General features: G+C 73.5%; 12 protein-coding genes and 1 riboswitch. Of the genes, 5 read left to right on the forward strand and 7 right to left on the reverse strand.

Annotation, left to right across the window (positions count from 1 at the left end; all coding sequences use genetic code 11):
* Positions 1-98: 98 nt before the first annotated feature.
* The 3 genes from IE180_RS09870 to IE180_RS09880 all read left to right on the forward strand — a co-directional run bounded on the left by IE180_RS09870 (position 99) and on the right by IE180_RS09880 (position 2,555).
* A complete protein-coding gene (locus IE180_RS09870) occupies positions 99-917 on the forward strand; it encodes a helix-turn-helix domain-containing protein (RefSeq protein ID WP_190156445.1) in 819 nt (272 codons plus the stop codon).
* Between the two features lie 118 nt (positions 918-1,035).
* On the forward strand, positions 1,036-1,485 hold the full coding sequence (locus IE180_RS09875; RefSeq protein ID WP_190156446.1) for a hypothetical protein: 450 nt from the start codon (positions 1,036-1,038) through the stop codon (positions 1,483-1,485).
* 110 nt (positions 1,486-1,595) lie between these two features.
* Positions 1,596-2,555, forward strand: coding sequence for a hypothetical protein (locus IE180_RS09880; protein ID WP_190156447.1), 960 nt, complete (start codon positions 1,596-1,598; stop codon positions 2,553-2,555).
* Here IE180_RS09880 and IE180_RS09885 read toward each other — a convergent pair.
* From IE180_RS09885 to IE180_RS09900, 4 genes are all read right to left on the reverse strand, one after another.
* A complete protein-coding gene (locus tag IE180_RS09885) occupies positions 2,521-3,375 on the reverse strand; it encodes a helix-turn-helix domain-containing protein (RefSeq protein ID WP_190156448.1) in 855 nt (284 codons plus the stop codon). The two genes, IE180_RS09880 and IE180_RS09885, sit on opposite strands and share 35 nt — an antisense overlap.
* A 133-nt stretch (positions 3,376-3,508) precedes the next feature.
* Complete coding sequence (locus IE180_RS09890; protein WP_190156449.1) at positions 3,509-4,597, reverse strand: prenyltransferase/squalene oxidase repeat-containing protein; 1,089 nt, start codon at positions 4,595-4,597, stop codon at positions 3,509-3,511.
* Complete coding sequence (locus IE180_RS09895; RefSeq protein WP_229860408.1) at positions 4,594-5,361, reverse strand: class I SAM-dependent methyltransferase; 768 nt, start codon at positions 5,359-5,361, stop codon at positions 4,594-4,596. Before IE180_RS09895 ends, IE180_RS09890 begins: the two co-directional genes overlap by 4 nt.
* A 196-nt stretch (positions 5,362-5,557) precedes the next feature.
* Entirely contained in the window at positions 5,558-6,877 is a 1,320-nt protein-coding gene (locus tag IE180_RS09900; RefSeq protein WP_190156450.1) for a glycosyltransferase family 4 protein, read from the reverse strand.
* Between the two features lie 238 nt (positions 6,878-7,115).
* Between IE180_RS09900 and IE180_RS09905 the strand changes: the two genes are divergently transcribed.
* Positions 7,116-7,751, forward strand: a complete 636-nt coding sequence (locus IE180_RS09905; RefSeq protein ID WP_190156451.1) for a TetR family transcriptional regulator — start codon at positions 7,116-7,118, stop codon at positions 7,749-7,751.
* Positions 7,752-7,798: 47 nt separating this feature from the next.
* On the opposite strand, the gene IE180_RS09910 is transcribed toward IE180_RS09905, so the two are convergent.
* The 3 genes from IE180_RS09910 to IE180_RS09920 all read right to left on the reverse strand — a co-directional run bounded on the left by IE180_RS09910 (position 7,799) and on the right by IE180_RS09920 (position 10,119).
* A complete protein-coding gene (locus tag IE180_RS09910; protein ID WP_190156452.1) occupies positions 7,799-8,332 on the reverse strand; it encodes a hypothetical protein in 534 nt (177 codons plus the stop codon).
* Between the two features lie 93 nt (positions 8,333-8,425).
* Positions 8,426-8,659 (reverse strand): ferredoxin, encoded by a 234-nt coding sequence (locus IE180_RS09915; protein WP_190156453.1) that lies wholly within the window; start codon positions 8,657-8,659, stop codon positions 8,426-8,428.
* Entirely contained in the window at positions 8,659-10,119 is a 1,461-nt protein-coding gene (locus IE180_RS09920; RefSeq protein ID WP_190156454.1) for an aldehyde dehydrogenase, read from the reverse strand. Before IE180_RS09920 ends, IE180_RS09915 begins: the two co-directional genes overlap by 1 nt.
* A 122-nt stretch (positions 10,120-10,241) precedes the next feature.
* Here IE180_RS09920 and IE180_RS09925 point away from each other — a divergent pair, with 122 nt between their 5' ends.
* Positions 10,242-11,300 (forward strand): Strvi_7410 family MBL fold metallo-hydrolase, encoded by a 1,059-nt coding sequence (locus IE180_RS09925; RefSeq protein ID WP_190156455.1) that lies wholly within the window; start codon positions 10,242-10,244, stop codon positions 11,298-11,300.
* A gap of 517 nt (positions 11,301-11,817) precedes the next feature.
* Positions 11,818-11,893: riboswitch (cobalamin riboswitch) on the forward strand.
* Positions 11,894-11,956: the final 63 nt, after the last annotated feature.

Genomic DNA, 11,956 nt, shown 5'->3' on the forward strand with positions numbered 1-11,956 from the left:
ACCCCTGGCACCGTCTCCCGGCCCTCCCGACAGTGGATCTCCGGCCCGGGGACGGCTCCGGGCACGGGAGGTTCGAGGAGTCGATGGTGAGGCGCCGCGTGTGTGCGGGGGGCGGCAGGTGCCGGTGGTACTACGGGAGGCCGGACGTCCGGCTGGGGCCGGGCATCGGCACGTACCGGGGGTTCCGCTCGACGGCGGGCGTGCCGCAGGAGCGGCTCGTGGTGCCGAGCGGGCGGGTGTCGCTGCTCATCGGTTTCGGGGGCGAGCTGCGGGTGCGCGGGGACGGCGGGCACACCTCGCTGGTGTCGGGGCTGCACAACCGGGCGCGGGTCCTCGGGCACGGCGGCGACGTCCACGGCGTGGAGCTCGCCCTCGCCCCCTGGGCGGCGCACCGGTTCTTCGGCGGCATCCCGCTGGCGGAGCTCGCCGACGTCCTCGCCGATCCGGTCGACGTGCTGGGCGACCGCGCCCGCCGCCTGGGCGAGGCCCTGGCGGACGCCCCGGGCTGGGCCGAGCGCTTCGCGCTGCTCGACGAGACGCTGCTGCGGTGGGCGGCGGAGGCGGACGGAACCGACGGGCCCGCGCCGGCCGTCCTGGAGGCCTGGCGGCTCCTGGAGCGGTCGGCCGGAACCCTGCAGATCCACGAGGTCGCGGCGGCCACGGGCTTCAGCCCGCGGCACCTGGAGCGCCTCTTCCAGGAACAGATCGGCCTCGGCCCGAAGCGGCTCGCCCGGATCCTGCGGCTGAACCGCGCGATCCGGCTGCTGACGGCGGGCGGCAGGCCCGCCGACACGGCCGCCCGGTGCGGCTACTACGACCAGGCCCACCTCAGCACCGAGTTCAAGGCGATGACCGGGATGCCTCCGGGCCGTTTCCTGGCGGACCGGGGGACGTCGAGCTCCTGGATCGCCGGCTGAGCCTCCGCGGCCGGAGACGGATCCGTCGGTTTTCTCCAATACGGGACCGGGCGCCGGACGGAAGTCTTACGCACGCGTGCGGTCGCGCACGCATCGCCGACATCAGAAGGAACGAAACATGAGCATGGTCACGGGGCTCCGCAAGAAGGCGGCGGTCGTCGCCGCCACCACCGCGCTGCTCGTCGGCGGCGGTGTCGTCGCCGCCACCTCGGCCTCCGCGGGCTACATGTGCGGCGCCGGATACCACTGCGCGTACTGGGCGCAGCTGGGCGACAGCGGTTCGCACGACTACTACAACAGCGACGCCAACTTCACCGACGACTACTTCAACGACAACCCCGGCACGCCCGGCTCAGGCACGGTCGTGAACGACAACGTCAGTGCCGCCAGCAACTCCAGCACGGGCGGCTACGAGAGCCACTACTACCGCGACATCAACTACGGCGGCGGCCTGCTGTTCTGCGTGAACCCGGGCAGCCAGGTCTTCTACGGCAGCCTCGCGAGCTGGCAGGAGAACCAGGCCAGCTCCCTCCTGCTGCGCCCGTCGACGACCATCCACTGCTTCTGAGCGAGGCCCGCCTCCGAGCGGATCTCGCACACCACGCGTGAACGGGGGCCGGTGCTACAGGGGTGCACCGGGCCTCGCCCGCCCTCCCGCCGACGAAAGGCATCCGCACCATGACCGGGACCCGCCGTCCCCGCCGTGTCCTGCTCACGCTCACCGCCGTCCTGGCGGGCGGTGCCGCCGCCGTCGGCGGCACGCTGCTCGCCTCCGCCCAGGGCGCGCCCCCGGTCTCCGACGAGGCCCTCGTGTCGACGGCCGCCCTGGAGCGGCTGCACCGCATGCCGCCCGTCACCGACCGCCTCTTCTCCTGGACCGGCGTCCAGGCCCGCAGCGCCGAGGCCGAACGCCGCCACGCCGTCGACTGCATGGCGCGGAAGGGCTTCCGCTACACCCCGAAGGCCACGCCCCCGGTGGGCTCCGGCGGGGACGAACGACCGCGTCCCTTCGGCCTGGAGACGCCCCCCTCCTCGGCCTCGACCACCCCGGCCGAGCCCGGCGAGACGCCCCCGAAGCCCGGTAGTCCCGAGGCCTCCCCCGCGTACGCGAAGGCCCTCTTCGGCGACGAGGGCAAGCGGGTGACGGTCAGGGGCGAGCTCGGCATGAGCGTGTCCCGGCCGGGCGACGGCTGTCTCGCCGAGGCCGAGACGCGCCTGCTCGGCGACGGCCGTGTGCGCTGGCTCCGCACGCGGATCCTGCTCTTCGAGGGGCAGGAACAGGCCCGCGCGGCCCTGGAGAAGGACCCGAGGTTCCGGGACGCGACCGGCCGCTGGCGGCAGTGCATGGACCGGGCGGGCTTCCCGGGGCAGAACGACCCGCAGGCGCTGCTGAAGTCCCTGCCCAGCCAGCGGGCCCGCCTCGGCGGCCGTGACGTCCTGCGCGCGGACCTGAACTGCAAGAGCACGACCGGCTACCTGACCCTCGCGTACACCCGGCTCGCCGCCGTCCAGCAGGCCTGGCTGGACCGGCACCCGGCCGTCTCCAAGGACTGGACGGCCCTCCTCGCCCGCCAGGACAGGGCCGCGCGCGAGGTGCTCGCCGCTACGGCTGCTGCGCCTTCTCCTCACTCGGGATGAAGCGGCCGGTGCAGCTGCGCGGGCCGTTCTTCGGGAGGGCGGCGCAGACCCAGACCGAACCGTCGTCGGGCGCCGCGATCAGCGGCGTGTAGACGTCCCGGTCGAAGTGCACGACGTCGGCCTGGGCGGCGCCGTCGGAGTTGTTGACCACGACGGTGGCGCCGACCTGGGCGAAGGAGATCCGGCCCCAGGCGGCCTGGCAGGCCCGGCTGTAACGGAGCTCGATGACGAGGTCCTTGGGGATGGAGCCGGTGCGCACGGTGACGGCGTCGGCGCCGCAGTTCATCTTCTTCGGGTCGCGTCCCTCGCAGCCCGTGAGGGTGCAGCCGGTGGCCGGTCCCGCGACCTTCACGACGGGCTTCGGGCGAGGGGGAGCCGGCGGTTCGCCGGAGCCGGCCAGGGCGGCGTAGGAGGCCGCGCCCGCCACGAGGAGGACGGCGAGCGCGAGCGAGGCCCACAGGGTGCGACGGCGCCGGGCCGACGACGGCCCGGCCTCGGCCTCCGCTCCGGCCCCGCTCCCCGCCCCCTCCCCGGGCTCCGTCCCGGCCACCGGCTCCGCCCCGGTCACGGGCTCCGGTGCCGCGCGTCGCGCGTCCTCCTCGGCCCAGAGCGCGAGCAGCGGGGCCGGGTCGGTCCCGCAGAGCCGGGCGAGACGCTCCACGGCGTCGCGCGGCGGGAACTGCTTGCCGTTGACCCAGCGTTCCCACGACGACTTGGCGTAGTGCGTCTTCTCACTGAGCTGGACGAAACTGGACCCCGATGCCTTCTTCAGCGCGAGCAGCTCGCCCGCCAGGTCCTTGACCGACCCCGCACGGTCCATCTGTGACCGATTCTCCCTGATGTGCATGCCCATGCCAGCCATGGACGTGCACATCCTAGAGCGCTGCACGAGGGTGCCCCGCGCACCGGAAATTGCGTGCGTCAAGCACATATCAGGCCAGGATCCGCGGGGGTCAGGCGCAGCAGTCGGGCTCCAGACCGCTCGGCAGCCGCTCGCCGCCGAAGACGGCGACGGTCGCCTCCTCGCCGCCGAGGGCCGCGACCGCCAGGAGGAGGGAGCCCGCCGTCCAGGCGGTCTGCTCCTCGGGCCACACGGCCTTGTCGCCCTCCGTGGCGCCCTCGAAGACGTACCCCGTCCAGTACATGCCGTTCCCGGCGCGCAGGTGGTGGATGTCCTGGAGGATCGCGAGGGCCCGGTCGGACTCCCCCATCGCCCAGAGGGTGAGGGCGAGTTCACAGCTCTCGCCACCCGTGACCCACGGGTTGGGGACCACGCAGCGCACGCCGAGGCCGGGGACGACGAACCGGTCCCAGCCGGCCTCGATACGGGCCTGCGCGTCGGCCCCGGTGACCGCGCCGCCGAGGACCGGGTAGTACCAGTCCATCGAATAGCGGGACTTGTCGAGGAAGCGCTCGGGGTGCCGGCGGATCGCGTGGCCGAGGGCCCCGGCGGCCAGCTCCCAGTCGGGCTGCGGCTCCTCGCGGAACTCGGCGATGGCGAGGGCGCAGCGCAGCGCCTGGTGGATGGAGGAGCTGCCGGTGAGCAGCGCGTCGTGCACCGGCGTGCCGTCGGGCTCGCGCTTCCAGCCGATCTGGCCGCCGGGCCGCTGGAGCCCGAGGACGAACTCGACGGCCGCGTAGACGACGGGCCACATCCGGTCGAGGAAGGCGTCGTCGCCGGTGGAGAGGTAGTGGTGCCAGACGCCGACCGCGACGTACGCGACGAAGTTGGACTCCAGGCTCCGGTCGGTGACCTGGTCCGGGTCGCCGTCGTGGTAGGCCGCGTACCAGGAGCCGTCGGCGTTCTGGTGACGGGCGAGCCACTCGTAGGCGCGGGTCGCGGCGGCGTGCTCGCCGGCCGCGTCCAGGGCCATGGCGGCCTCGGTGTGGTCCCACGGGTCCAGGTGGTGGCCGCGGAACCAGGGGATGGCGCCGTCCTCGCGCTGCACGGCGAGTATCCCCGCCACGGTCTCGGCGGCCTGCTCGGCGGTGAGCACCCCGGGCAGGACGAGGTGCTCCGCGATGCGCTCGGGAGACGTCACTTGGCCGCGTCCGCGGTGTCGGCGGAGACCGCGGCGGCGTCGGCCTTCGGGAGGTGGGGCTTGGTCGCGTACGCCACGAAGCTCTTGCCGACGACCGGGTTGAGCAGCTGCTCGGCGACCCGGGTCAGGGCGGGCTTCTTCATGATGTCCCAGACCAGGAGCTTGTGGTACGCGCGGACCGGCAGCGCCTTGTCGTTGTCGACGCCGAAGGCGCACTTCAGCCACCAGTACGGCGAGTGCAGCGCGTGCGCGTGGTGGGTGCCGTACGGCCTGAGGCCGGCCTGCCGGATCTTGCCGAGGAGCTCGTCGGCCCTGTAGATGCGGATGTGGCCGCCCTCGACCTCGTGGTACGCGTCGGAGAGCGCCCAGCAGACCTTCTCGGGCCCGTACCGGGGCACGGTGATCGCGATCCGGCCGCCCGGCTTGAGCACGCGGACCATCTCGGCGAGCACGCCCTTGTCGTCGGGGATGTGCTCCATGACCTCGGAGATGATGACGACGTCGAAGGACTCGTCGGGGAACGGCAGGTTGAGGGCGTCGCCCTCCATCGCGGTCGCGGTCGCGCCGGCCGGGGCCTCACCGGCCTCCTTCATGGCGGCGAACCACTTGGCGACCTCGCGGATCTCCTCGCCGTTCTGGTCGAGGGCCACGACCTGGGCGCCGCGCCGGTAGCACTCGAAGGCGTGCCGGCCCGCACCGCAGCCCAGATCGAGCACGCGGTCGCCGGCGGCGAGCGGGAAGCGGGTGAAGTCGACGGTCAGCACGAGGTCTGCCTTTCGGGGTTGACGGAGGGTTGCGGGCAGACGCCGTCGCCGGGTCGTGGGCGTGCGCCGCCGCCGGGTCGTGGGCGGGCGTTCCGCAGGGCGCGGGGGGCACCCCCTGCTCGAACGGGGCCGAGGGCTCGGGGGAGGGTGGGCACGACCCCACCGCCGGGCCGCACCCGGCAGCGACGGCGGCGTGTCACCGGCGGACTCCGGCACCCTGCCGGGCCACGGCCTCCCGGTACAGCTCAGCCGTGCCCTGCGCCGCACGGGCCCAGGTGAAGTTGGCCAGGACCCGTGCACGACCGGCGGCACCGAGCCGGGTCCGCAGATCGAGATCGCCCAGCACCCGCCCCAGCGCCGCGGCCAGCGCCCCCGCGTCCCCCGGCGGCACCGCCAGGCAGGTCTCGCCGTCGGGCCCGGCGACCTCAGGGATGGCGCCGCCCGTCGTGGCGACCAGCGGGGTCCCCGTCGCCATGCCCTCCGCGGCCGGCAGCGAGAACCCCTCGTACAGCGAGGGCACGCAGGCGACCTGCGCGGACCGGTAGAGGTCGACGAGCTCGGCGTCGCTGATGCCCTTGACGAACTCGACGGCGCCGTCCAGCCCGTACCGCTCGATGGCCTGCGCGACCGGGCCGTCCTCGGCGCGCTTGCCGACCACGACGAGGTGCGCGTCGGGGTTCTCGGTGCGGAGCTTGGCGAGCGCCTCGATCAGGAAGACGAGGCCCTTGAGGGGGACGTCGGCGCTGGAGGTGGTGACGATCCGGCCGGGGATCTCGGCGACGGACGGGTCCGGGGACCAGAGGTCGGTGTCGGCGCCGATGTGGACGACCTCGATGCGGTCCTCGCGGACGCCGAGGTGCTCGACGATCTCCTGGCGGGAGGTGCCGGAGACGGTGAGGACGGACGGCAGCCGGCGGGCCACCTTCTTCTGCATGCGGGTGAAGGCGTACCAGCGGCGGACGGAGGCGCGGCGCTTCCAGTCGGCGGCGGCGTCGAGTTCGAGCTGCCGGTCGACGGTGATCGGGTGGTGGATCGTGGTGACGAGCGGCGCGCCGAGGGCGCGCGGGCCGCCGAGGAGCCCGTACCCGAGGGTCTGGTTGTCGTGGACGACGTCGAAGTCGCCGCGGCGGGCGGCGAGCAGGCGCCGGGCCCGCAGGGAGAAGGTGAGCGGCTCGGGGAAGCCGCCGGTCCACATGGTGGCGACTTCCAGGGCGTCGATCCAGTCCCGGTACTCCTCGCGCTTCGGGGTCCGGAAGGGGTCCGGCGAGCGGTACAGGTCGAGGCTGGGGATCTCGGTGAGCGGCACGCCCTCGTCGAGCGTCGGGTACGGCTGGGAGCCGATGACCTCGACGGTGTGTCCGAGGCGGGCGAGCTCGCGGGAGAGGTGCCGGACGTAGACGCCCTGGCCCCCGCAGAACGGGTTGCCCTTGTACGTGAGGAGAGCGATCCGCAACGGACCGTCACCGGCCGCGGTGACGCCCTGCCGGGGGCTTGCCTCTATGGCCTCAGCGGTCATGCGCGACCCCCTTCGAGCGTGCGTTTCGCCGGAGCGTAACCGCTCGCGCTAATCTAGAACAAGTTACAGACTTGATCGCTCTGGATCTTCTCGGCCGGCTTCCCGCCACCTGCTTGATCCTTCAAGGAGGACAGAATCTACCGGCAGGTAGCTCCGTGGTGAGAGCCGGAACAGGTGATTCGCGCCACGGCGGCCGCACCGCCATACTGTCGCTCCCCACCGCACGGAACGGGACCTCATGACCGCAGACAACAGAGCGGACCACAGACCCGCGTCGCCGCCCCTCACGGAGCGCCAGGAGGCGCGCCGCCGCCGCATCCTGAACGCCAGCGCCCAGCTCGCCGCCAGGGGCGGCTTCGACGCCGTGCAGATGCGGGAGGTCGCCGAGGCGGCCGGGGTCGCCCTCGGCACGCTCTACCGCTACTTCCCCTCCAAGATCCACCTGCTCGTGGCGACCATGCAGGACCAGCTCCAGCACATGCACACCACGCTGCGGAAGCGGCCGCCCGCCGGCGCGGACCCGGCGGAACGGGTCGCCGAGACCCTGATGCGCGCCTTCCGGGCGCTCCAGCGGGAACCTCAGCTGGCCGACGCCATGGTGCGGGCACTGACCTTCGCGGACCGCAGCGTGAGCCCCGAGGTCGACACGGTCTCCCGGCTGACGACCGCGATCATCCTGGACGCCATGGGGACGGAACACCCGACCCCGGGCCAGCTGTCGGCGGTCCGGGTGATCGAGCACACCTGGCACTCGGCGCTGATCACCTGGCTGTCCGGACGCGCCTCGATCGCACAGGTGAAGATCGACATCGAGACGGTCTGCCGGCTGATCGACCTGACGGCACCGGCGCGGACGCCGGAGCCGACGGTCTGAGCGGTGCCGCCGGCGCCCCGGCGCGGGGCACGGGCGGCACCGGTGCCTCAGGGCTTCTTGTGCTTGGCGTTCTCGGCCTCCATGACCGCCTCGCACTCCGGACCGGCGTCGGTGGCGACGAACATCACGATCTTCAGCGGTCCCTGCGAGTGGTTGCTGGCCTGGAGCCGCCAGGTGCTCTTCGTCAGGGACTTGACCTGCGAGCCCATCTGCTCGAGCGACTTGCCCACCGTCCAGCCGCCGCCGGTCAGGGTCGAGACCGTGTCCGCGTAGGACTTCTTCGGGTCGGCGGCCTTCTCGGCGTCGGCCGTCCAGGAGACCATGCAGTCCTTCAGCGCCGGCGGCACCGCCTCGCCCGAGGAGTCCTGCGTGAAGCCGGCTCCCGTCGCCGCGTCCGTCAACTCCTTGGTGACCGCGGCCGCGTCCAGCTTCTGCTCGCTCGAACCGCCCGCGCCGGAGCCGCCCGTCGCGGCCGAACCGGCCGAGGACGAACCGCCCTTGTCCGTACCGCCCTCGCTGCCACAGCCCGCGACGAGCAGCGCCACTCCGGCGGCCGCGGCCACCCACATCGCCTTGCGCACAACACTCCCGATTCCGCACGCACGAAGGCCTCTTGCCCCCGTTTTCACGGGGCACAGTTTTGCACGCGGGAACGACGGCGCCGTCGATCCGACTCACTCCTCCGGCGGGAACACCGGCTCCCCCCCGTCCGCCAGGGTGATCAGGATCGCCTCCACCGGGCAGCCCTCCGCCGCCGCCAGGAGCCGTTCGCCCGCGTCCGTCTCCGCCTCCACCGGGTGGGACTGACGGGCCGTGTCGAGCCGGAAGCCGGCCGGGGCGTGGTTGACGCACATGCCGGAGCCGATGCAGACGCTCCGGTCGACCTCGACGTGCCAGCGGTCGCCCATCACGCGTCCCCGTACCCGGCCGGCAGGTGGATCATCTTGTGCTCCAGGTACTCCCCGAATCCCTCGGGGCCGAACTCCCGCCCCAGGCCGGAGTTCTTGTAGCCGCCGAAGGGGCCGAGCATGTCGAGGCTGAAGGTGTTGACGTTGAAGGTGCCGGTGCGCACGGCCCGGGCGAAGTCGACGCCGTGCTCCACGTCCCCGGTCCAGACGCTGCCGGACAGCCCGAAGTCGGAGTCGTTCGCGATCCGCAGGGCCTCGGCCTCGTCCCCGTACGGCAGGAGGCAGACGACCGGGCCGAAGATCTCCTCGCGGGCGATCCGCATGGAGTTGTCGACGTCGCCGAAGAGGGTCGGCTCGACGTACCAGCCCCGTTCGAGGCCGTCCGGGCGACCGCCGCCGGTGAGCAGCTTCGCGCCCTCCGCCTGGCCGATCCCGATGTAGTCGAGGGAGCGCTGCTGCTGGCGCCGGGCGACCAGCGGGCCGACCTGGGTGGCCGGGTCGAGCGGGTCGCCGACGACGAGCGCGCCGGCCGCCGCCGCGAAGGCCTCGGCGATCTCCTCGTACCGCGAGCGGGGGGCGAGGATGCGGGTCTGGGCCACGCACGCCTGCCCGTTGTTCATCCAGGCGGCCGGGACGATCCCGGCGACGGCGGCCTCCAGGTCGGCGTCCGGCAGGATCACGGCGGCCGACTTGCCGCCCAGTTCGAGGGTGACGCGGGTGAGGTTGCGGGAGGCGACCTCCATGACCCGCTTGCCGGCGGCGACCGAGCCGGTGAAGGAGACCTTGTCGACGCCGGGGTGGCCGACGAGGTACTCGCTCACCTCGCGGTCGGCGGGCAGGATCGACAGGACCCCCTCCGGGAGTCCCGCCTCGGCCGCGATCTCGCCGAGGATGTACGAGTCGAGGGGCGACTCCGGCGAGGGCTTGAGGACCGCCGTGCAGCCGGCGAGCAGCGCGGGGCCCAGCTTGGCGGCGGCGGTGAACTGCGGCACGTTCCACGGGACGACGGCCGCGACGACGCCGACCGGCTCGCGCCGCACGAGCAGCGGCCCGAGGGCGCCGGCGCGCCGCTCCTCGTACGGGAAGTCACGGGCGACGGTGATCGCCGCGTCCCAGACCATCATCGCGCCGAGCGCCTGGGCGAGGACGGACCAGGAGTACGGGGAGCCGTTCTGCGCGCTGATGGAGCGGCCGATCTCCTCGTACCGCGCGGCGATCGCGTCCTTGACGCGGGTGACGACGGCGATCCGCTCCTCGACCGTCGCCCGGGGCCAGGGCCCTTCGTCGAAGGCCCGGCGGGCGGCGGCGACGGCCCGGTCGACGTCGGCCTCGGAGGCGTGCGGGACCCGGCCGATGACCTGCTCGGTGTGCGGGGAGATCACCTCGATCGTCCCGGCGCCGAGGGGCTCGGCCAACTCCCCGCCGATGAACAGCCTTCCGTGCTCCACAAGCTCGGTCATGACCGCTGCCTCCCGAGGGGATGGAATTGCCCGCTGGCTTTCCTGACGATGCTTCAGAACTGATACCAGTTCTAGTTATGGTGGGCAATGGTCGTACCGGTACCGCAGAGACGAGGACGCTCATGACCCAGGTGACCGAGCACGGCGGAGGCGTCTGGTCCCTGCGGGTGCCCATCCCGGACAATCCGCTGGGCCACACCCTGGTCCACGTCCTCGACACCGACCGCGGCCCGGTCCTCGTCGACACGGGCTGGGACGACCCGGCCTCCTGGACCGAACTCACCGACGGGCTCACCGCCCTGGGGCTGTCCGTGCGGGAGGTCCACGGGGTCGTCGTCACCCACCACCACCCCGACCACCACGGACTCTCCGGCCGGGTCCGCGAGGAGTCCGGGGCCTGGATCGCCATGCACGCCGCCGACACGGCCGTCGTCCGCCGCACCCGCGAGTCCGAACCCGGCACCTGGCTCGACTACCTCGTCCGCAAACTCGCCGGTGCCGGCGCCCCCGAGGAGCACATCGCCCCGCTGCGGGCCGCCCGCGCCTCCGGCCGGACGCGGACCCTGCCCGGCCTCCGCTCGGCCCTCCCCGACCGCGAGATCGTCCCCGGCGAACTCCTCGACCTGGCCGGACGGCGGCTGCGCGCGATCTGGACGCCCGGCCACACGCCCGGGCACGTCTGTCTGCACCTGGAGGAGGAGCACCCCTCCCGGCTGCCCGGCCACGGCCGGCTCTTCTCCGGCGACCACCTGCTGCCCGGGATCTCCCCGCACATCGGCCTGTACGAGGACCCCGACGACCTCACCGAGACCGATCCCCTCGGCGACTACCTCGACTCCCTCGAACGGATCGGCCGGCTCGGCGTCGCCGAGGTCCTCCCCGCCCACCAGCACGCCTTCGCCGACGCCGCCGGCCGGGTCCGTGAACTCCTCGACCACCACGAGGAACGCCTCGCCGGTCTCCTCGCCCTCCTCGCGACCCCGCTCACGCCCTGGCAGCTCGCCGAGCGCATGGAGTGGAACCGCCCCTGGGCGCGGATCCCCCACGGCTCCCGCACCATCGCCGTCAGCGAGGCCGAGGCCCACGTCCGCCGCCTGGTGAAGCTCGGACGCGCGGAGCCGGTGGCGGGCACGGACCCCGTCGCGTACGTCGCGGCCCGGGACCCCGGCCCCAGGCCTTGAACAGGCGGACGAGGGACATGACCGGGACCGGCGGGGAGATGCCGCCGCCGAAGGGCACCGTGCCGGCTCCGCGTAACGACCGGGCGGCCCGCGCCTCGCGGGCGAAGCGCGTCCGGAAGCCCGAGTCTCCGGCGAGGGCGCCGTGCACCACCTTGGGCGCGACCGTCCGGCCGCCCCGCGAGCGGCCCAGGGAGACGCGGCCCGTGCCGCCCTCGCCCAACCGGTGGAGGACCCGGTACGAACCGGCCCTCCGCGGGTCGCCCTCGGTCGACGCCCGCATTCCGCACCCCCGTGAAGACGCCGTCGTCCTGCCCGCGCGGGCCACGCGCGCGTGGCCGGCGGCGTCGGCACGGCACGGCGACCGGGCCCTCGGCAGCGTGCCCGCGGAGCCCGCCCGGAGCCCGTCCGGAGCCCGTCCGGAGGGTCCTCCCGCACGCCGGTCCGTGAGGCGCCTCCCGCCCGGGGAGGCGTTCCTACGGGTCGGTAGAGTGGCCCCGTCGTCATCATGCCCGTGCGGGGGGAAGCCGGTGGAAATCCGGCGCTGACCCGCAACCGTGAGCCGCCCCCACCGACGCGGCGAAGCCGGAATGCCCCGCCCGGGACGTGACCGCCGGCACCGTCGAGGAACACGGAGCCGGAGCCTGGTGCCCCCGAGG

It is taken from the genome of Streptomyces litmocidini (assembly GCF_014649755.1).
Taxonomy (GTDB): Bacteria; Actinomycetota; Actinomycetes; order Streptomycetales; family Streptomycetaceae; genus Streptomyces; species Streptomyces litmocidini.